Below are 19,880 nucleotides of genomic sequence, written 5' to 3' on the forward strand. Positions count from 1 at the left end.
CCGCGGTTTTGTCCTGCGCTCAGGTCGTGCGCTCAGTGGGTCAACGGCGGACGCGGGCCCTCGGGGGTGTCGCGCGGTTCGTCCCGGATGACCTCGCCCTGGACGACCTTGCCGTCGGGCCGGTGGATTCGCGCCTGCTGGAAGGCGTCGCCCAGGGAGCCGGATCCGGCCTGGCGGAGCTTCTTCTCGACGGTCCGCTCCGCGTACCGCCCGAGCACCTTCTGGACCGGCGGGACCAGCAGGACCAGACCGATCGCGTCCGAGATCAGCCCGGGCAGCATCAGCAGCAGACCGCCGAGCATCATCAGACCGTTGCCGCCGCCGGAGGGCGCCGGGGTGCCGCCGCGCTGAAGCGCCTCGTTGAGGTTCTGGAAGGCGCGCCGGCCCGCGCGCTTGATGACCACGCTGCCGAGCACCAGGCCGGCCACCAGCAGCAGGAAGACCACGAGGCCGCTGGTCGCGTCGGCGACCATGAGCAGCAGCCAGATCTCCAGCACCAGCCAGGCGGCGATGCCCAGCGGCAGGAAGGTGCGCAGCCGGGAGCGCCGGGGCCGCGCGGGATACGTGGGACTCGGAGCGCCAGTCGTCATGCGTCCAGTGTGCCTGGCGGCGGCTCAGTGCGGGATAAGCGCCGGTGGCGGGGTTACGGCCGGGCGATTCAGCGGGGTTGCGGCCGGGCGGCTCGGCGGGATACCGGCGGGGCGGCTCGGCGGGGTTACGGCCGGGGCGGGTCGGCGGGCTTCTTCCCCCGCCCGAGGAGCTTGCCCGCCCTCTCCTGCGCGCCCCAGGTGGTGACCCGCCACAGCGCCTCGACGAGGATGTCGCGGCTCATCTTGGAGTCGCCCAGCTCGCGCTCGACGAAGGTGATGGGCACCTCGACCACGTGGTAGCCGGCCTTGACCGCGCGGCGGGCCAGGTCGACCTGGAAGCAGTAGCCCTGCGAGGCCACGTCGTCGAGGCCGAGGCCCTCCAGGGTCTCGCGGCGGAAGGCGCGGTAGCCGCCGGTGATGTCGCGCAGCGGCAGGTCCAGGGCCACCCGGGAGTACAGGCTGCCGCCGCGGGAGATGAACTCACGGCTCCTGGGCCAGTTCACCACCCGGCCGCCGGGCACCCAGCGCGAGCCGAGCACCAGGTCGGCGCTCTTGAGGGCGGTGAGCAGCCGGGGCAGTTCCTCGGGGCGGTGGGAGCCGTCGGCGTCCATCTCGACCAGGACGCCGTAGCCGTGCTCCAGGCCCCAGCGGAAGCCCGCGAGGTAGGCGGCGCCGAGGCCCTCCTTGCCCTTGCGGTGCAGCACCTGGACGTGATCGTCCTCGGCGGCCAGTTCGTCGGCGAGCTTGCCGGTGCCGTCGGGGCTGTTGTCGTCGGCCACCAGGATGTGCGCCTCGGGCACCGCCGTGCGCACCCGGCCGACGATCGCCTTGATGTTCTCCGCCTCGTTGTAGGTCGGAATGATCACCAACGCCGTGCCGAGCGGGCCGAACCGCCTCCCCGAGGACTCCGCCTCACGGATCCCGTCGCCGTCGTTGTTCACTGCTGCCCCTTCGTGTGCGTCCGCAGATGCACCACCTTAGTGGTCTCGGCCTGCGATTACGTGACATCACGTTCGTATGGTGGTGTCCATTGCACAAGAGCGGGGTAGTCATCTGCGTTTCGGATCATGCCCGCGCGCGGCGGATGGGGGCCCGGCACCCTTCGGGCCGACCTGGGGCCCGCTGGCTGCGGGTCGACCGAAAGCCGTTGTCTACTGAGCACCCGGGCCCCACCCGGGTCACACCTCCCCGACCGGCCGGAACGTTCCCTCGCCGTGGCGCGGGCGCTGAGCCTGGCTCCCTGGTGACGGTGCCCCGGTGCGGCACACCGTCCCTGACCCAGCGGCGTTTGCGACGAGTTCCCGGACGTTGCCGGGTACCGGTTCGGGCGTCCGGTGGTGGACTCGCCGAACCTACCGGCCCCCTGCCGTCGACTGTCAACAGCCGTCTGACCTGCGTCTTTCCGGTCAATGCCCTGGTCAGCGGGGAGGATACGCAGGTCGCGCGACGGGGTGGCGGCGCCGGATCGGCGGTACGCCACCCCGGGAGATCACTCGCCCGGCCGTACGAACACCGTCCGTCCGCCGACCACCGTGCGCAGACAGACCGGCAGGTCACGGCCGGGGGTGAGATCGGGCAGGCCGGGGGTGCCGGAGCGGGGGTCGGTGGACCAGCGGGCGACGCGGTCGTCGGGGGCCTGGACGACCAGTTCGTCGGTGCGCCACACGGCGTAGTCGGCGGGCGCGCCGGGCACCAGGACGCCCGCGTCGTCGCGCCCGGTCGCCCGCCAGCCGCCCCGGGTGTGCGCGGTGAACGCGGCCCGCACCGAGATCCGGTGCTCGGGGGTGCGGTGGAAGGCGGCGGCCCGGACCGTGCCCCAGGGGTCCAGCGGGGTCACCGGGCTGTCGGAGCCGAAGGCCAGCGGGACACCGGCCCGCAGCAGCGCCGCGAAGGGGTTGAGGGTGCGGGCCCGCTCGGCGCCCAGGCGGGCGGCGTACATGCCCTCCTCGCCGCCCCACAGGGCGTCGAAGGCGGGCTGGACGGAGGCGGTCAGGCCGAGTTCGGCGAAGGCGGCGATGGTCTCGGGGGTCAGCATCTCGACGTGCTCGACGCGGTGCCGGGCGGCGCGGACGCGGGCCAGGCCGACCTTCTCGGCGGCGGCGCGTACGCCTTCGACGACGGCGGTCACAGCGGCGTCGCCGATGGCGTGGAAGCCCGCCTGGAGGCCCGCCTCGGTGCAGGCGGCGACGTGCTCGGCGACGGCGGCGGCGTCCAGGTAGGCGACGCCGGTGTGCCCGGCGTCGGCGTACGGGCGGTGCAGACAGGCGGTGTGCGAGCCGAGGGCGCCGTCGACGAAGAGGTCCCCCGCCGCGCCCACCGCGCCGAGCGCGCGTGCCTTGTCGACGTCGCGCTCGGCCCAGTAGCCGACCACCCGGGGGCCCGGCTCCTCGGCGGCGAGCCGGAGCAGACCGGTGAAGTCGTCCTCGGAGGAGATGTCCGGGCCCGCGCACTCGTGCAGGGTGCCGATGCCCAGGGAGGCGGCGTGGGCGAGGGCGGCGCGCTGGGCCTCGGCGCGCTGGGCGGGGGTGACGGCGCCGAGCGCGGCGGCCCGTACGGCGTGGTGGGCGTCGGCGGTGAGCGGGGCGTCGGGCGCGTCGAGGCCCGGGACCAGGTCCAGCAGGGCCGTGCTGACGACCGCCGAGTGGACGTCGATGCGGGAGAGGTACAGGGGCCGTCCGCCGGTGGCCGCGTCCAGCTCGGCGCGGGCCGGGGGCCGTCCGCCGGGCCAGCGGGCGGCGTCCCAGCCGTGGCCGAGCAGAACCCTGTCGTGCGGGCGGGCGGCGGCGAAGTCCCGTACGAGGTCCAGGGCCGCCTCCAGGGTGGCGGCGGCGGACAGGTCGAGGCCGGTCAGGGCGAGGCCGGTGGCGGTGGTGTGCACATGGGCGTCGGTGAAGGCCGGGGTGACCAGGGCGCCGTCCAGGTCCACGACCTCGTCCACGCCGTCCGCGAAGGCGTCCGCGGCGCCCTCGGAGCCGACCCAGGCGACCTGGCCCCGCTCGACGACCATCGCGGTGGCGAACGGGTCGGCGGGGCTGTGGACCTCTCCGCGGCGGAGCAGGACGGTGGTGGACTCGGCGGTGCGCTCACTCATGGGGAACAGTCTCGCGCCTGTCCGGGGCCGTCCTGCGCGCGGGTCGGCTCAGATACGCGGCGGGCGTGCCTCGTAGGGCGTGGAGAGGACCACCGTCGTACGGGTGGAGACGCCGGCCAACGAGCGCAGCCGGGCCAGGAGTTCCTCCAGTTCGTGCGGGGTCGACACGCGCACCTTGAGGATGTAGTTCTCGTCGCCCGCGACGCTGTGGCACGCCTCGATCTCCGGCACCCCGGCGAGCCGCTCCGCGATGTCGTCGGGCGCGCTGGGGTCGAACGGTTTCACCGAGATGAAGGCGGTCATGGGCAGCCCGACCGCCTCGGGGTCCACGACCGCGCGGTAGCCGCGGATGACGCCTCGCTGTTCGAGCCGTCGCACCCGCTGGTGCACGGCGGACGTGGACAGGCCCGTGGCCTTGCCCAGGTCGGTGTAGCTCATTCGCCCGTCCTTGACGAGCAGCTGCACGATCTGTCGATCCAGCTCCTCCATGGCGCTAGAACCTACAGTGCCTCTGACCTCACGGGACACCTCGGCGGCCCAGGTCATACCCGGTTCGTGATCTGCGGGCGCCGGGCCGGCGAGCCGGCCGGGGGACAAACCGGCCGCCGCGGGCACCTGCGGGCGGCATGTGACGAACGCCACAGGCGTGGAACCGGCTCCGTGATGTTCTCGTGATTACCGCCGAGACGGGGCGGGAAGTGCTTGCTGTGGTCGAGGCCGCAGTGCCTGAACGGCCCAGCCCGAGGGGGAGAATCCCATGCAGAGTCTGAAGCGCCCCGGTCGTACCGCGGCAAAGCGTTCCAAGCCGGTTGTCGAGCCCGAGCCGGAGGGCGTCGAACCCGTCGCGTCCGACCTCGCGGACGAGGATTTCGACGCGTACGACACCTTCGAGATGTACCGGGTGATCTGCCCGGACTGCGCGCAGCCCATCGCACTGCTGGCGGACGAGGAGGTCCTGCCGGAGCACGCGCTGTGCGCCTCGCCGTGGAACCCGTTCGGCCTGACGGTGTGCGCCGGCACCGGCCGCCGCGCCAGTGAGGCCCGTTCCGCGGACGAGTCGGCCGAACCCCAGGAGCAGGACACCGCCCTTCTGTTGACGCTCCCGCAGGGCCTCGACTGGCGGATGCAGCCCTTCTCGCACGTCGGCGGCCCGGGATCACGCCCGATGCGCGTGCCGACGATGCGACGCCACGCCGCCTGAGCGGTCCTGGCGCCGAGCACGCGGCCCGAGAGAGCGCCGAGAAAGCCGAAAGACCCGCACCACCGCCGTCAGGCTGCCGTGGTGCGGGTCCGGTGAGGTGGGGGGCCTGCCGGCCCGCGGGGGTCAACGGCGAACGCACGCCCGATTCAACCGAGAGGTGACCTGCCCGGTCGCCCCCGCGTTGCCCTGGTATGACCCCCACCTATTCCACGACCGGGCGTCAGCTCCGCATCTTCGTGCCGCCACCCGCAGAATCGCTTCCGCCGGCGCCGCCGCTCCACCCCGACCCGCCGATCTACCGGGATCTGATGCGTGCGTGGGCGGACCGGGGCCGCACGCTTCCGGGCCACCACGACCCGGAGTGGGTCAGGCTGGCGGCGCCGACGGTGCGGCCCGGTGCGTTCAGCGCCCCTCGGGACCCGCGAGGTGACGGGCGATGACCATGCGCTGGATCTGATTGGTGCCCTCGACGATCTGGAGCACCTTGGCCTCGCGCATATAGCGCTCGGCCGGGAAGTCGGCGGTGTAGCCGTAGCCGCCGAGGATCTGCACGGCGTCCGTGGCCACCTTCATCGCGGTGTCGGTGCAGTGCAGCTTGGCCATGGCGGCCTGCTTGGCGAACGGCCGCCCCGCGTCCCTCAGCCGCGCCGCCGCCAGGTACAGCGCGCGGCCCGCCTCGATCTGGGTCGCCATGTCGGCGAGCATGAACCGCAGGCCCTGGAAGTCGGAGATCGGCCGCCCGAACTGCCTGCGCCCCCGCGCGTAGGTCACGGCCTCGTCCAGCGCCGCCTGGGCCACGCCTATGGCGCAGGCCGCGATGCCGAGGCGCCCGGAGTCCAGCGCGGACAGGGCGATGGCGAAGCCCTGGCCCTCCTCGCCCAGGCGCCGGTCGTCGGAGACGCGGACGCCGTCGAAGTGGACCTGGGCGGTCGGGGAGCCCTTCATGCCCATCTTCTTCTCGGGCGCCGCCGCGCTCAGCCCCTCGGCGTCGCCGGGCACCAGGAAGGCGGTGATCCCGCGCGGGCCCTCCTCGCCGGTGCGGGCCATGACCGTATAGAAGTCGGCGATGCCGCCATGGGTGATCCAGGCCTTCGTGCCGGTGATCACCCAGTCGTCGCCGTCGCGCACCGCCTTGGTGCGCAGGGAGGCGGCGTCGGAGCCGGAGGACGGCTCGGAGAGGCAGTAGGCACCCAGGAGTCCGCCGCCGAGCATCGCGGGCAGGTGCTCGACCTGCTGTTCCTTGGTGCCGTATGCGGCGAGGGCGTAGGAGGCCAGGGTGTGCACGCTGACTCCGAGGCCGACCGTGAGGCGGGCCGCCGCGAGCTCCTCAAGAACCTGGAGGTAGACCTCGTAGGGCTGCTCGCCGCCGCCGTACTCGGCGTCGTAGGGCAGTCCGAGCAGGCCGGACTCGGACAGGAGGCGGAAGACCTCGCGCGGGAAGATCCCGGCGTCCTCCTCCTCGGCCGCCTTCGGGGCGATCTCGCGCTGGGCGATGTCGCGGACGAGCGAGATCAAGTCCCGGGCCTCGTCCGTGGGCAGTTGCCGGTCCACCGGCTGCGGGGCGCGGTCGGGCATGGCGACGCTCTCCTCCCTTTTCGGGCGCATCGGCGGACGTGCGCCTTGGGTGGGGCGGCTCCGCCGGGGTCTCACTTGGTGCGGGCCGAGGCTCGCACTCCCGGGTCACGGAAGCTGCTGACCAGCGGCTGCGCGCTGTGAGTATGCCCGATCGGAGGCACCCAGTCACCAGTTAACGACCGCTTACTCCAAGAAAGCTGGAGCCGACGGAAATGGTCCGGACCAATGATCCGTCCCCAGGGGGCGTGTCACCGCTCGCGGCGGGCCGGGGCCGGCGCCGGATAGGAGGGGGCGAGCTCCTCGACGGCACGCAGCGCGCCGCCCAGCATCTTCACCAGCAGGTCGCGCATGGTGTCGCGGGAGAGTTCGGGACGGTCGATCCAGTCCAGGGCCGCGCCCTCGACGCTGCATACCCAGGCCAGCAGACCCATCCGGGCCACCGGGTCGATGTCGGTACGGCCGTACGCGCCCTCGGCGATGGTCGTGATGATCGCCTCGCGCACCCCGTCCCGGATGCCGTGCACCTCGGTGTCGAAGCCGACGCCGCCGCTGACGATGGTGCGGTAGGCGGCCTGGTTGGCCTCGGCGTAGCGCAGATAGCTGTCGATCGTGCGGTGGACCCGCTCCACCGGGGGCAGCTCGACACCGCTCGCCGCGTAGGTGACCAGGTCGGCGACGGAGTCCTCGATGATCGCCAGGTAGTAGCCGCGCTTGGACTGGAAGTAGTAGTAGATCAGCCCCTTGGCGACATGGGCGTGGCGCGCGATGTCGTCCATGGAGAGCGCGTCGTAGGAGGTGTCGGCGAACAACCTCCGCCCGATGGCGATGAGTTCGGCGCGCCGGGCCGCCGATCGCTCGGTGCCGCGAGGCCGGGGCCGGGGCCTGACGACCGCAACGTGCTGCTGACTGTTCAATGTCGACCCTGGTCTTCATACGAGCGGCGGGACATCCGCAGTATGACAGGTTCGAATATGTGTCAGGTCACATCGGTCGGGTCACAACGGGTCAGAGCAGGCCGAGTTGGGTCACGAGCATCGCGACCACCACGACCAGGGTCCACCCCAGGACGTGTTCGAGGATCTTCGGGCCGTTCTCCTGCGGTCCGCCGGTGCGGACCCGGCCGGCCGCGGCTGCGTTCGTGCTCATCCGCCCACCTTGCCACCGGCCGGGGCTTTTGCGACCGAGAGCTTGGTCACAGGGGACGGCCCCCGGACCCGGGGTCCGGGGACCGTCGCCGCGCATCCGTCAGCGCACGCCCACCGAGGCCAGCGCGAGCCGCTGGCGCCCCGAGGGACGGGCCGGGAAGTACAGGTAGCAGACGCCTCCGGTGCCCGAGACGACCTTGCCACTGGCGTTGTACCGCTTGGTGCGCAGCCAGATGTTCTCGAACTCCCGTCTGCGGTAGACCCGACGCACCGCGTCGTTGGTCGGCGAGGCCGGGTCGTTGGCGATGACGTCGCCGTCGGCGGTGAAGCCGATCACGGTCATCAGATGGCCCGAGGTGCCGTACCCCGCCCCGGTCAGCTCCTCCTTCAGGAAGGACTGGGACGTTATGGCCGGGATGCCGGCCGCGATCAGCCGCTCCAGCTCGGTCAGTGAGCCGAGCCGGGTGACCACGCCCTGCAGGCCGTCGAAGGTGGCCGCGTAGGCGGCGTTGAACGGCCAGTTGCCACAGCCGCCGTACTGGTAGTCGTAGGTGTACCGGGCCGCGTGGCACACCTGCGGGTCGGCGAACGTCGGGTCCACCCAGGCCAGTTGCTCCGGGGTGAGCCGGCCGCCCCAGTACTCGATGATCATCTGCGAGGAGGTGGGGCTGCACCAGGCCTCGCCGCCGTTGTCGTACTCGGGGTACTGGCCGACGTGGATCTCCTGCGAGTACCGGGGCACCGCGAGTTCCTGGGCGAGCCCGGGCGTGGTGGCGGGGACGGTGAAGCGGTCCGGGATGTCGGAGGCCATCGCGCCGAGCCGCCATACGACGGGCGACTTCTTCGTGCCGGGCTTGCGGTACAGGGTCAGCCGGAGCCGGTACGAGGTCAGGCGCAGGCCGGTCGCCGGGTCGTCGATGGCGAAGGTGTCGGTCCAGACCGTCGACCTGTCGTCGGTCTGGTCGTCGACGGAGGTCCGCTTGATGTCCCCGTCCCCGGCGGCCCAGCGCCCCATCACGTACCAGGGGCTGTCGGTGCCGTCGGAGTAGGTGCCCTTCAGTTCGATCTGGATCCAGGTCCCGGCCGGGGTGTGCGCGTTCCACGAGGCGATGGCCTCGGTCGAGGGCACGGACAGCCGGTGGACCGGTGAGGTCCAGGTGGCGTACTCCCAGGTGGCGGTGGTGCCGGTGTGCGGGTCGGTGTAGTCGGCGAGGCCGATGGGGGAACCGATCATCACGCCGGGCCGGGAGCCCGCGACGGCGCGGGTGCCCCTGGCGCTGCCCGAGCGCCAGTCGGTGTACGTCGTCCAGGCGCGGTTGTCGATCGGGCGGGCCGGGTGCTTGCCGTGGCCGGGCGCCCCGGTGGGGGCGGCGGCGGCCGGGACCGCACCGGCGCCACCGGCCACGGCGGCGGCGACCGCGGCGGTCAGGACAGTTCTGCGGGACGGCTGTTCGGATCTGCTCATGGGCGGAATGACCCCCAGGTGTCCGAGTCGGGGCAGGTCCTATGGTGTGTGGGCCAACTATGGACGTACGGAAAGGCTCCTGCCAGCACTTCGGGGCATGCCACGGCAGGAACATTGGACTCGACCTCTGACATCACCCCGGGGCCGGATCACTAGACTCGGCACGCACCCGCTCCCCATCCCCCGGGACCCGTCATCGACCAGTTCGCCTCGCGCCTTCTCCGTCTGTCCCCCTCCTGCGGTCCGGTCCGGCTGGTCGGGGTCGACGGGCACGCCGGGTCCGGGAAGTCCACGTTCGCCGCGCGGCTGGCGCGTGCGATGGGCGGGGCGCCGGTGCTCAGGCTCGACGACATCGCCAGCCACGACGAGCTGTTCGAGTGGACCGACCGGTTGCTCACCCAGGTGATCACCCCGTTCTCCCGCGGCGAGAGCGCCCGCTACGCCCCCTACGACTGGCACGCCCGCGCCTTCGGGCCCCCCGTCCCGCTGCCGCCCTCCCCCGTCGTCCTCGTCGAGGGCGTCGGCGCCGGGCGCCGGGCGCTGCGGCCGTTTCTGGCTTTGCTTCTGTGGATGGATCTGCCGCGCGAGCAGTCCTGGGCGCGCGGCCGGGCGCGGGACGGGGAGGAGCAGCGGGAGTTCTGGGACACCTGGGTCCGGGCGGAACGCAAGCACTTCGCCGACGACCCGTCGGAGCCCTTCGCGGACTGGCTGGTACGTCAGTGCGGGGAGGGGTACGAGGTGCGTTCCGGGCCTGCCGGGACAGGAGAAACGGACCACTTCCTCACGCTCAGTGATGGACCGTCCCCAATGTGGTGAAGTTGTGAAGGGCCGCCTGCGAGAACTCGCCGGAGTGCCCCAACTCGGCTTGACCCAAGGGCCGTACAGGTCTTACGTTCTCAATGTGCGGTCCTCGCAGACCGCCCGAAAGACGCGAAGCCCCCGGTTGTTCCCCCGTGATCGGGGGCTTCGTTCTGCCCTGACCCCGTTTTCCGGCCGTACCGAGGCCGAATCCGCTCACCCTCGGTCACCGAGTCGTGCGCTCCGGGTCCGTCCCCACCTCGCCAAACGGGCGGTGCGGCACCCTGGGGCGGGCGACGCCACCGCAGGTACGATGCCCTCGGTGCGACCTGGACAGTTGCTCCGCGCACCGTTGCAACTGCGGTCCGCCGTACGGCGGTTCGACTTGGCGGCCGACGGGTGAACGCCCGCCGGCCAACCGACGGGGGCACGGTTTGTGGGGGACGTGATGGACTTCGGCACGCAGGGCCCCGAGGCCCCGGCCGACCTCGCCTGGTTGCGAGGCGTGGACGCCTACACCATGGGCGCCTATCCGCAGGCGGAGGAGGAGTTCCGCACCGCGGTGCGGATCGATCCCGGCATGGCCGACGGCTGGCTCGGCCTGCACGCGCTGCGCGTGGACACCACCACCGCGCTGCTGCGGATGTTCCGCCACCGCGACCGCTTCGGCGAACAGCGCACCCGCCACCGCCGCACCCTCAACTCCTGGTACTGGCTGGGCTGGTGGGTGCAGCCGGTGCTGGAAAGCCCGCGCGACCTGCTGCTCGCGCACGCCTCGCACTGGCTGGACGGCCGCCACGTACCCGAGCTGGACCGGGCCCTGGCCGGTCTGCCGCCGGTGGACACCGACCCCCAGGTCCGCTTCCTGCACGCCTGCCGGGCCTACCTGGTCAAGGACTGGGAACAGCTCGTCCGGCACACCGACCCGCTGCTCGACGACCCGATGCTCGGCATCGAGGCCGGGCTCTTCGGCGGGATGGCCCGGGTCCGTCTGGAGATGTACGGCCAGGCCGAGCCCCTGCTGTCCACGGCGCTGATGCGCTGCCGCAGCGAGCAGCCGCAGCGCAAGGAACTGCGCTACTGGCTGGCCCGCGCCCACGAGGGCACCGGCCGCTCGGCCGCCGCGCTGCCGCTGTACCGGGCGGTGCACCGGGTTGACCCGGCCTTCATGGACACCTCCGCCCGGCTCGCCGCCATCGCCGAGGGCGACGGGTACGAGGAGGCCGGCGATCTCGCCCCGATCACGCTGACCGGGTTCGGCCAGGACTCCGTGGACGGCCCCGACACCCTGGACCCGCTCTTCGGCGAGGGCCGCGACCTGAAGCTGTCCGGGCCCGAGATGCCCTCCTCCGGCCCGCTCCCCCCGGTGATCGATCCGGCCGTACGGGAGCGGACGAGCCTGCCCGGCGGCCAGCCGCCGCCCGCGGGACCCACCGATCCCGGGTTACTTGAGGAGGCGCTCGCCGAACTGGAGCGCATGGTGGGCCTGGAGCCGGTCAAGCGCCAGGTGAAGGCGCTGTCCGCGCAGTTGAACATGGCCCGGCTGCGGGCGGGACAGGGGCTTCCGGTCCAGCCGCCGAAACGGCACTTCGTCTTCTCCGGGCCCTCCGGCACCGGCAAGACCACGGTCGCGCGCATCCTGGGCCGCGTCTTCTACGCGCTCGGCCTGCTCGGCGGCGACCATCTCGTCGAGGCGCAGCGCGCCGACCTGGTCGGCGAGTACCTGGGGCAGACGGCCGTGAAGGCCAACGAGCTGATCGACTCCGCGCTCGGCGGTGTCCTCTTCGTGGACGAGGCGTACTCGCTGTCCAACTCGGGCTACGGCAAGGGCGACGCGTACGGCGACGAGGCGCTCCAGGTGCTGCTGAAGCGGGCCGAGGACAACCGGGACCACCTGGTGGTGATCCTCGCCGGGTACCCCGAGGGCATGGACCGGCTGCTCGCCGCCAACCCCGGGCTGTCCTCCCGCTTCACCACCCGTGTGGACTTCCCCTCCTACCGCCCGCTGGAGCTCACCGCGATCGGCGAGGTGCTGGCCGCGGAGAACGGCGACGTGTGGGACGAGGAGGCCCTGGACGAGCTGCGCTCCATCGCGGGGCACGTGGTGGACCAGGGCTGGATCGACGAGCTGGGCAACGGCCGCTTCCTGCGCACCCTGTACGAGAAGAGCTGCGCCTACCGGGATCTGCGGCTGTCGACGTACCCCGGGACGCTGACGCGGGACGACTTGTCGACTCTGCGGCTGCCGGACCTGATGCAGGCGTACGGGGAAGTGCTGTCGGGCCGGGGGCCCCAGGACCCGCCGGGGATGTGACCCCGCGCCCCCTGGGGGGCGCGGGACCACGTCCGGCTAACTCGCCAGCGCCTGCTTCGGCAGGGTCCGGTGCGCCGGGTCCGTCACCTCACCGACCAGCAGTTCCAGGACGTCCTCCAGTGCCACCAGACCGAGCACCCGGCCGGAGGCGTCCGCCACCTGCGCCAGATGGGTCGCCGCCCGCCGCATCACCGTCAGGGCGTCGTCCAGCGGGAGTTCGGGCCGCAGCGTCGTCATCGGCCGCCACACCTGCTGCGGCACCGCCCGTTCGGTGTCCTCCAGGTCGAGTACGTCCTTCACGTGCAGATAGCCCATGAAGGCGCCGGAGTCGGCGACCACCGGGAACCGGGAGTACCCGGTGCGGGCGGTGAGGCCGACGATCTGGCCCGGGGTGACCGAGGGCGGCACGGTGACCAGGGACTCCCTCTTCAGGAGCACGTCCGTCACCGGGCGGGACCCCAGTTCCAGGGCGTCCTCCAGGCGCTCCTGCTCCTCCGGGTCCAGCAGACCCGCCTGACCCGCGTCCTCCACCAGCCGGCCCAGCTGCACGCTGGTGAAGACCGCCTCCACCTCGTCCTTCGGCTCCACGCGAAAGAGTCTGAGGATGCCCTGGGCGCAGGCGCCGAGGGCGACGGTGATCGGCCGGCACAGCCGGGCGAAGGCGACCAGGCCGGGGCTGAGCCACAGCGCGGCCTTCTCCGGCGCGGCCATCGCGAGGTTCTTCGGGACCATCTCGCCGATGACGAGGTGGAAGAAGACGACCGTCGCGAGGGCGATGACGTACCCGAGGGGGTGGATCATCGCGTGCGGGAGGTGGATCCAGGCGAAGACGGGTTCCAGGAGGCGGGCCACGGTCGGTTCGGCGACCGCGCCGAGCGTCAGGGAGCAGACCGTGATGCCGAACTGGGCGGCCGCCATCATCTGCGGCAGGTGTTCGAGACCGTAGAGCACCTGGCGGGCGCGGGCGGTGCCGAGCGGTTCGATCTGGCTGCGGCGCACGGAGACCAGCGCGAACTCGGCGCCGACGAAGAAGCCGTTGGCGAGCACGAGCAGCGCGGCGAGCAGGAGTTGGAGCAGGCTCATCGGGCGGCCTCCGCCACCGGGGCGGTCCGCACCAGGCGGACCCGCTCGGCCCGGTAGTGGCCGACCTGGCGCACCGACAGCCGCCAGCCGGGCAGTTCGGCCTTGTCGCCGGGGACCGGGATCCGGCCGAGCAGATCGGCGACGAGCCCGGCGACGGTCTCGTACGGGCCCTCGGGCACGTCGAGTCCTATCCGCTGGAGCGTGTCGACCCGGCAGCTGCCGTCGGCGTCCCAGGCGGGCCTGCCGTCCTCGGCCGGGGCCGCGGCGAGTTCGGGCAGGTCCTGTCCGTCGTGCTCGTCGCGGACCTCGCCGACGATCTCCTCGACGATGTCCTCCAGGGTGACCACGCCCGCGGTGCCGCCGTACTCGTCGACGACGACCGCGATGGGCTGCTCGCTGCGCAGCCGGGCCAGCAGCGGCCGGACCGGCAGGGTCTCGGGGACCAGCAGGGGCGGGCGGGCGATGGCGTCCACCTGGGTGCGCAGGCGGTCGGCGGCGGGCACGGCGAGCGCGTCCTTGAGGTGGACCATGCCGACGACCTCGTCGATGCGCTCCCGGTAGACGGGGAAGCGGGACAGGCCGGTGGCGCGGGTCAGATTGACCACGTCCTCGGCGGTCGCGGACGACTGGAGCGCGCTGACCTTCACCCGCGGGGTCATCACGTGCTGCGCGGTCAGCTCGCCGAGCGAGAGGGTCCGTACGAACAGGTCCGCGGTGTCCTGCTCCAGGGTTCCGGCGCGGGCCGAGTGGCGGGCCAGGGAGACCAGTTCACCGGGGGTGCGGGCGGAGGCCAGCTCCTCGGTGGGCTCGATGCCGACAGCGCGCACGAGCCGGTTGGCGACGGAGTTCAGGGCGGCGATGACCGGCCGGAACAGCCGCGCGAACAGGTGCTGGGGGCCCGCGACGAAGCGGGCGACCTGCATCGGGCGGGACACCGCCCAGTTCTTCGGCACGAGTTCGCCGATCACCATCTGCACGGCCGAGGCCAGCAGCATGCCGACCAGGACGGCGACCCCGGAGACGGCGCCCTCGGGGACGCCGGTCGCGGTGACGGGGCCGTGCAGCAGCGCGGCGAGCGCGGGCTCGGCCAGCATGCCGACCACCAGGGAGGTGATGGTGATGCCGAGCTGGGTGCCGGAGAGCTGGAAGGAGAGTTCCTTCAAGGACTCGACCACGGTGCGGGCGCGGCGGTCGCCCTCGGCGGCGGCCTTCTCGGCCTCCGGGCGTTCCACCGTGACCAGGCCGAACTCGGCGGCCACGAAGAAGCCGTTGGCGAGGATCAGCAGGAATGCCGCGGCAAGGAGCAGCAGGGGGATGGTCATGCCGCCGCCTCGGTATGTCGGGAGGGGGCGGCGCAGGTACTACAGGACGATCCGTCCATCGCTGGAGGGGGTCACTCCTCGGGTAGCAGGGGGCCGCTGCGCACCCGGGGGGAGATCAGCGGCGGAGGCGTCACGACAACGCCTCCGCCAACAGATTAATCAAGAGGGGGCCGCCTACGGCAGATCCCTCGTGCCGGCCTACGGCAGATCCCTCGTGCCCCGGGCCTCCGCGAGGGCCCGCAGCGCGCGGGCGTCGGCGATGGCCCGCTGCTTGGCGATACCGGGCTGGATGCCCAGCGCGGGCAGGCTGGTGCCGTCGCTGAGGTCGAGGAAGACCCAGGGGTCACCCGGGCGGAGGTTCACCTGGATGATCTCGGCCCACTCCAGCCGGCGGCGGCTCGCGATGTTCACGACCGTCACACCGGAGTCCTCGGCGACGACCTTGACCCGGGCGAGCATCGCCAGGACGCCGAACATCAGCGCCCCGGTGAGGATGAAGCTGAGCCGCTCGCCGGGGCCGAGCTTCTCCAGCAGCAGCGCCACCGCGGTGATCACCACGAGGATCGCGGCGCCCGCGGTGAGCAGCACGGCCCGGGTGCGGCCCGGCCGGAAGGTGACGGGCAGTTCGGGGAGGTCGGGCTGGTCGGACATCGCTCGTGGTCCCTCAGAGACGGCAGGCGTGGATGGCCGTCGTCAGGATGGCCCGCGCGCCGATGTCGTACAGGTCGTCCATGATCCGCTGCGCCTCCTTGGCGGGGACCATCGCGCGGACGGCGACCCAGCCCTCGTTGTGCAGCGGGGAGACGGTCGGGGACTCCAGGCCGGGGGTGAGCGCGACGGCCTTCTCCAGCTGCTCGACCCGGCAGTCGTAGTCCATCATCACGTACGTCCGGGCCACCAGGACGCCCTGCAGACGGCGCAGGAACTGCTGCACCTTGGGGTCCTCGGTCTCGGCGCCGGTACGGCGGATGACGACGGCCTCGGACTTCATGATCGGCTCGCCGAAGACCTCCAGGCCGGCGTTGCGCAGCGAGGTGCCGGTCTCGACGACGTCCGCGATGACCTCGGCGACGCCGAGCTCGATGGCGGTCTCGACGGCGCCGTCGAGGTGGACGACGGAGGCGTCGATCGCGTTGTCGGCGAGGTGGCGCTCGACGATGCCCTCGTAGGAGGTGGCGACGGTCTTGCCCTTGAGGTCCGCCAGGCCGCAGGCGGTGCCGGGCTTGGCGGCGAAGCGGAAGGTGGAGCGGGCGAAGCCGAGCGGGAGGATCTCCTCGGCGTCGGCGCCGGAGTCGATCAGCAGGTCGCGGCCGGTGATGCCGATGTCGAGGCGGCCGGAGGAGACGTAGATGGCGATGTCGCGGGGGCGGAGGTAGAAGAACTCGACCTCGTTCTCCGGGTCGACGATGCGCAGTTCCTTGGACTCGCGGCGCTGCTGGTAGCCGGCCTCATGCAGCATGTCCGCCGCAGGGCCTGAGAGGGAACCCTTGTTGGGGACGGCGATGCGCAGCATGAGGTCGGCTTCCTTCGTTGTGTGATTCGCGGGAGTCCGCGAGTGATGTGCGGGTGTGCGGCGTGGGCTCAGAGGTGGGCGTAGACGTCGTCCAGGGAGATCCCGCGGGCGACCATCATCACCTGGACGTGGTACAGCAGCTGGGAGATCTCCTCGGCTGCCGCGTCCTTGCCCTCGTACTCGGCGGCCATCCAGACCTCGGCGGCCTCTTCGACGACCTTCTTGCCGATGGCATGGACGCCCTTCCCGACCAGTTCTGCGGTGCGGGAAGTGGCGGGGTCGCCGGTGGCGGCCTTCTGCTGGAGCTCGGTGAAGAGCTCCTCGAACGTCTTCTTGGACATGGTGACGCTCAGCCTATGCCACATACCCGCTTCGTCAGCGCCAGGGTTCGGATACTGAACGCAAGGTGGCCGCGGTGGCGACCGCCGCGGTGACCGCCTCGTGCCCCTTGTCCTCGCTGGAGCCCTCCAGGCCGGCCCGGTCCAGGGCCTGCTCCTCGGTGTCGCAGGTGAGCACGCCGAAGCCGACCGGTACCCCGGTCTCCACCGAGACCTGGGTCAGGCCCTGGGTGACGCCCTGGCACACGTAGTCGAAGTGCGGGGTGCCGCCCCGGATGACGACGCCGAGGGCGACCACGGCGTCGTAGCCCCGTCCGGCGAGGACCTTGGCGACGACCGGCAGCTCCCAGCTGCCGGGGACCCTGAGCAGGGTCGGCTCGTCGATGCCGAGGTCGTGCAGGGCGCGCAGGGCGCCGTCCACCAGGCCGTCCATCACCTTTTCGTGCCACTGCGCCGCGATGACGGCGACCCGCAGATCGCCCACGCCCTGTACGGACAGTTCCGGTGCGCCCTTGCCGCTCACGTCTCTCCTTCGGAGTGTTTCTGGTTGTCGCTGTCGTCTACTGGTTGCCGCAGGCGGAGACGGGGGCCGCCTCCAGCCAGGGCAGGTCGTGGCCCATCCGGTCCCGCTTGGTGCGCAGGTAGCGGATGTTGTGCTCGCCCGCGGTGACGGGCATCGGCTCGCGGTCGGTGACCTCGATGCCGTGCCGGACGAGGGCGTCGGTCTTGTCGGGGTTGTTGGTCATCAGGCGGACGCTCACAATTCCGAGGTCCCGCAGTATCCGCGCCCCGGCCGCGTAGTCCCGGGCGTCGGCGGGCAGGCCCAGCTCCAGGTTGGCGTCCAGGGTGTCGCGGCCGCGCTCCTGGAGCTCGTAGGCGCGCAGCTTGGACATCAGGCCGATGCCGCGACCCTCGTGTCCGCGCAGGTAGACCACGATGCCGCGGCCCTCGGCCTGGATGCGCCGAAGGGCGGCGTCGAGCTGGGGGCCGCAGTCGCAGCGCTGGGAGCCGAAGACGTCGCCGGTGAGGCACTCGGAGTGGACCCGGACCAGGACGTCCCGGCCGTCGCCGATGTCGCCGTGCACCAGGGCGACGTGCTCGATGCCGTCGACGGTGGAGCGGTAGCCGTAGGCGGTGAAGGTGCCGCGGCCGGTGGGCAGGTGCACCTCGGCCTCGCGGCGGACCACGGGCGCGGCGGCGGCCGGTGCGGCCTGCGGGGCCGCGGTGGTCTCGGCGGCCGGGGCCTCCGTGGCGCGGCGGTAGGCGATCAGGTCCTCGATGGAGATGATCGACAGGCCGTGCTTGCGGGCGAACGGGATCAGGTCGGGCAGCCGCAGCATCCGGCCGTCGTCCCCGGCGATCTCGACGATGGCGCCGGCCGGACGCAGCCCCGCGAGACGGGCGAGGTCGACGGCGGCCTCGGTGTGGCCGTCGCGGACCAGGACGCCACCCGGGCGGGCGCGCAGCGGGAAGATGTGGCCCGGGCGGACGAAGTCGTCGCTCTCGGCCTTGCCGCTCGCCAGCAGCTGCAGCGTGGTGGAGCGGTCGGAGGCGGAGATGCCGGTGGTGACGCCGTGGACGGGTGCGGCGTCCACGGTGACGGTGAACGCGGTCCGCATGGACTCGGTGTTGTTCTCCACCATCAGCGGGATGCCGAGCCGGTCCAGTTCCTCGCCCTCCATGGGGGCGCAGATCATGCCGCGGCACTCGCGCATCATGAACGCGACGATCTCGGGGGTCGCCTTCTCGGCGGCGACGATGAGGTCGCCCTCGTTCTCCCGGTTCTCGTCGTCGACGACCACGACCGGACGTCCGGCGGCGATGTCGGCGATGGCCTGCTCGACGGGGTCCAGCGACCAGTCCTCGATGTTCTCGGTGCCGTACAGGGCGGTTGAGGTGCTCACGCGGGCGCTCCTTCCAGGACGGGCCGCGGGTCCCTGCGGGAGCGCAGCCACCAGTCGCGCATGCCCCACAGGACGAGTGCGCCGTAGATGACGTAGACGAAGCCGGAGAAGGCGTAGCCGTTGGCGAAGTTCAGCGGGACGCCGACGAGGTCGACCAGGAGCCAGGCGAACCAGAACTCGACCATGCCGCGGGCCTGGGCGTACATGGCGACGACGGTGCCGACGAAGATGTAGGCGTCCGGCCAAGGGTCCCAGGACAGGCTCGGGTACGCCTTGAAGATCAGGGCCACCGCGACGGTGCCGGCGGCAGCGGCGGCGACCATGGTGGCGCGCTCCGGCCAGGTGGCGAAGCGGACGGCGATCCTGCCGTCCTCGGCCTTGCCGGTGCCGCGGCTCCACTGGGACCAGCCGTACAGCGCGACGGCCATGACGACGGCCTGCTTGCCCGCGCTGCCGCTGAGGTGCCCGTAGAAGGCGCCGAAGAGGACGAGACCGGAGAGGAACTGGACCGGCCAGGTCCACAGCGAGCGCCGGAAGCCGAGCGCGAGGGTGATCAGGCCCAGGGTGTTGCCGATCATGTCCGACCAGATGATGTGCTGGCCGAACAGGACGAAGGCCTCGGAGTTGAGCGTGTTCACCTGGCTGCTCCCAGCAGGCGTTCGACGTACTTGGCGACGACGTCGACCTCCAGGTTGACCGGGTCGCCGGGCTGCTTCACCCCGAGCGTGGTCAGGGCGAGCGTGGTGGGGATCAGGCTCACGGAGAAGTAGTCCGGGCCCGCGTCGACGACGGTGAGGCTGATGCCGTCGACGGTGATGGAGCCCTTCTCCACGACATAGCGGGCCAGGTCCACGGGCAGCGAGATCTTGATGATCTCCCAGTTGTCGGAGGGCTTGCGCTCCAGGACGGCGCCGGTGCCGTCGACGTGGCCCTGCACGATGTGGCCGCCGAGCCGGGCGCCGACCGCGGTGGGGCGCTCCAGGTTGACGCGGGAGCCGACGCCGAGGGCGCCGAGGCTGGAGCGGTTGAGGGTCTCGGCCATCACATCGGCGGTGAACTCGTCGCCCTCGTGCTCCACGACCGTGAGGCAGACGCCGTTGACCGCGATGGAGTCGCCGTGCTTGGCCCCCTCGGTCACCACGGGACCGCGTACGCGGAAGCGACAGGAGTCACCGAGGTTCTCGACGGCGGTGATCTCGCCCAGCTCTTCGACGATTCCGGTGAACACTTCCCGGGTCCTCCTGCCTCAACGGGGCACGGACTCCGGGGCTGTCGAAGAACGACAGAGACTGCGGACTGCGACACCGGGGGCGACGCCGGTGAGAATCGTCCCGAAGGACGTGCTCAGCATCGGCGGCGCGCACGAATGCCCGCCCGCCGCGCACTGCCTCCCATCCGGACTTTAACCGTCGGTCCAGGAATTTCACCTGGTCAACCGGCCGCTGGAAGCGGTCGGGTCGCGGACTGTAACCGCCGGTTCGGACTTTCACCGACCCCGGAGTGCGCTGCTTTAGGTACAGGGCCAGTGTGCCACGCCTGAC

21 protein-coding genes and 1 riboswitch are annotated in these 19,880 nt (G+C 71.9%); of the genes, 4 read left to right on the plus strand and 17 right to left on the minus strand.

Translation table 11 applies throughout. The features are described 5' to 3' along the window. Positions 1-32: 32 nt before the first annotated feature. The 4 genes from fxsA to GA0115233_RS05275 all read right to left on the minus strand — a co-directional run bounded on the left by fxsA (position 33) and on the right by GA0115233_RS05275 (position 4,170). The gene (gene fxsA, locus GA0115233_RS05260; protein WP_093718896.1) at positions 33-590 is read right to left on the minus strand and encodes an FxsA family membrane protein; all 558 of its coding nucleotides are present in this window, start codon (positions 588-590) and stop codon (positions 33-35) included. Between the two features lie 125 nt (positions 591-715). Continuing rightward, on the minus strand, positions 716-1,531 hold the full coding sequence (locus GA0115233_RS05265; protein WP_093718897.1) for a polyprenol monophosphomannose synthase: 816 nt from the start codon (positions 1,529-1,531) through the stop codon (positions 716-718). Between the two features lie 548 nt (positions 1,532-2,079). After that, positions 2,080-3,681 carry an amidohydrolase gene (locus tag GA0115233_RS05270; protein ID WP_093718898.1) on the minus strand — a complete coding sequence of 534 codons (1,602 nt, stop codon included), beginning with the start codon at positions 3,679-3,681 and terminating at the stop codon, positions 2,080-2,082. Positions 3,682-3,729: 48 nt separating this feature from the next. Continuing rightward, entirely contained in the window at positions 3,730-4,170 is a 441-nt protein-coding gene (locus tag GA0115233_RS05275; RefSeq protein ID WP_093718899.1) for an Lrp/AsnC family transcriptional regulator, read from the minus strand. 268 nt (positions 4,171-4,438) lie between these two features. On the opposite strand from GA0115233_RS05275, the gene GA0115233_RS05280 reads away from it, so the two are divergent. Further along, on the plus strand, positions 4,439-4,882 hold the full coding sequence (locus tag GA0115233_RS05280) for a hypothetical protein (protein ID WP_093718900.1): 444 nt from the start codon (positions 4,439-4,441) through the stop codon (positions 4,880-4,882). Between the two features lie 191 nt (positions 4,883-5,073). Beyond that, complete coding sequence (locus GA0115233_RS41620) at positions 5,074-5,322, plus strand: hypothetical protein (protein ID WP_093718901.1); 249 nt, start codon at positions 5,074-5,076, stop codon at positions 5,320-5,322. Here GA0115233_RS41620 and GA0115233_RS05290 read toward each other — a convergent pair. From GA0115233_RS05290 to GA0115233_RS05300, 4 genes are all read right to left on the minus strand, one after another. After that, positions 5,285-6,457 (minus strand): acyl-CoA dehydrogenase family protein, encoded by a 1,173-nt coding sequence (locus tag GA0115233_RS05290; RefSeq protein WP_093718902.1) that lies wholly within the window; start codon positions 6,455-6,457, stop codon positions 5,285-5,287. The genes GA0115233_RS41620 and GA0115233_RS05290 overlap by 38 nt on opposite strands. Positions 6,458-6,705: 248 nt before the next feature. Further along, complete coding sequence (locus GA0115233_RS05295; RefSeq protein WP_093718903.1) at positions 6,706-7,371, minus strand: TetR/AcrR family transcriptional regulator; 666 nt, start codon at positions 7,369-7,371, stop codon at positions 6,706-6,708. Between the two features lie 91 nt (positions 7,372-7,462). After that, complete coding sequence (locus GA0115233_RS40100) at positions 7,463-7,603, minus strand: SCO1431 family membrane protein (protein ID WP_107406417.1); 141 nt, start codon at positions 7,601-7,603, stop codon at positions 7,463-7,465. A 99-nt stretch (positions 7,604-7,702) separates the two neighbouring features. Further along, entirely contained in the window at positions 7,703-9,067 is a 1,365-nt protein-coding gene (locus tag GA0115233_RS05300; protein ID WP_093718904.1) for a peptidase C39 family protein, read from the minus strand. 195 nt (positions 9,068-9,262) lie between these two features. Between GA0115233_RS05300 and GA0115233_RS05305 the strand changes: the two genes are divergently transcribed. Then, the gene (locus GA0115233_RS05305; protein ID WP_093718905.1) at positions 9,263-9,883 is read left to right on the plus strand and encodes a uridine kinase family protein; all 621 of its coding nucleotides are present in this window, start codon (positions 9,263-9,265) and stop codon (positions 9,881-9,883) included. Between the two features lie 430 nt (positions 9,884-10,313). Beyond that, on the plus strand, positions 10,314-12,179 hold the full coding sequence (locus tag GA0115233_RS05310) for an AAA family ATPase (RefSeq protein ID WP_093718906.1): 1,866 nt from the start codon (positions 10,314-10,316) through the stop codon (positions 12,177-12,179). Positions 12,180-12,215: 36 nt separating this feature from the next. On the opposite strand, the gene GA0115233_RS05315 is transcribed toward GA0115233_RS05310, so the two are convergent. From GA0115233_RS05315 to GA0115233_RS05355, 9 genes are all read right to left on the minus strand, one after another. After that, entirely contained in the window at positions 12,216-13,262 is a 1,047-nt protein-coding gene (locus GA0115233_RS05315) for a hemolysin family protein (protein ID WP_093718907.1), read from the minus strand. Beyond that, positions 13,259-14,584: a hemolysin family protein gene (locus GA0115233_RS05320; protein WP_093718908.1), complete on the minus strand. Its 1,326-nt coding sequence runs from the start codon at positions 14,582-14,584 to the stop codon at positions 13,259-13,261. The genes GA0115233_RS05315 and GA0115233_RS05320 overlap by 4 nt, the downstream gene beginning before the upstream one ends. Positions 14,585-14,782: 198 nt before the next feature. Continuing rightward, positions 14,783-15,235, minus strand: coding sequence for a PH domain-containing protein (locus GA0115233_RS05325; protein WP_093718909.1), 453 nt, complete (start codon positions 15,233-15,235; stop codon positions 14,783-14,785). Positions 15,236-15,248: 13 nt separating this feature from the next. Next, positions 15,249-16,097 (minus strand): ATP phosphoribosyltransferase, encoded by an 849-nt coding sequence (hisG, locus tag GA0115233_RS05330; RefSeq protein ID WP_093718910.1) that lies wholly within the window; start codon positions 16,095-16,097, stop codon positions 15,249-15,251. Between the two features lie 68 nt (positions 16,098-16,165). Next, a complete protein-coding gene (locus tag GA0115233_RS05335; RefSeq protein ID WP_081223298.1) occupies positions 16,166-16,438 on the minus strand; it encodes a phosphoribosyl-ATP diphosphatase in 273 nt (90 codons plus the stop codon). 34 nt (positions 16,439-16,472) lie between these two features. After that, complete coding sequence (ribH, locus tag GA0115233_RS05340) at positions 16,473-16,958, minus strand: 6,7-dimethyl-8-ribityllumazine synthase (protein WP_093718911.1); 486 nt, start codon at positions 16,956-16,958, stop codon at positions 16,473-16,475. A gap of 37 nt (positions 16,959-16,995) precedes the next feature. Continuing rightward, entirely contained in the window at positions 16,996-18,339 is a 1,344-nt protein-coding gene (locus GA0115233_RS05345) for a bifunctional 3,4-dihydroxy-2-butanone-4-phosphate synthase/GTP cyclohydrolase II (protein ID WP_093718912.1), read from the minus strand. Continuing rightward, entirely contained in the window at positions 18,336-18,977 is a 642-nt protein-coding gene (locus GA0115233_RS05350) for a nicotinamide mononucleotide transporter family protein (protein WP_093718913.1), read from the minus strand. The genes GA0115233_RS05345 and GA0115233_RS05350 overlap by 4 nt, the downstream gene beginning before the upstream one ends. Continuing rightward, positions 18,974-19,567 carry a riboflavin synthase gene (locus GA0115233_RS05355; RefSeq protein ID WP_093718914.1) on the minus strand — a complete coding sequence of 198 codons (594 nt, stop codon included), beginning with the start codon at positions 19,565-19,567 and terminating at the stop codon, positions 18,974-18,976. The genes GA0115233_RS05350 and GA0115233_RS05355 overlap by 4 nt, the downstream gene beginning before the upstream one ends. Before the next feature lie 149 nt (positions 19,568-19,716). Next, positions 19,717-19,847: riboswitch (FMN riboswitch) on the minus strand. Between the last annotated feature and the right edge of the window lie 33 nt (positions 19,848-19,880).

Origin of the sequence: Streptomyces sp. DI166 (genome assembly GCF_900091315.1) — a bacterium.
Classification (GTDB): domain Bacteria; phylum Actinomycetota; class Actinomycetes; order Streptomycetales; family Streptomycetaceae; genus Streptomyces; species Streptomyces fuscus.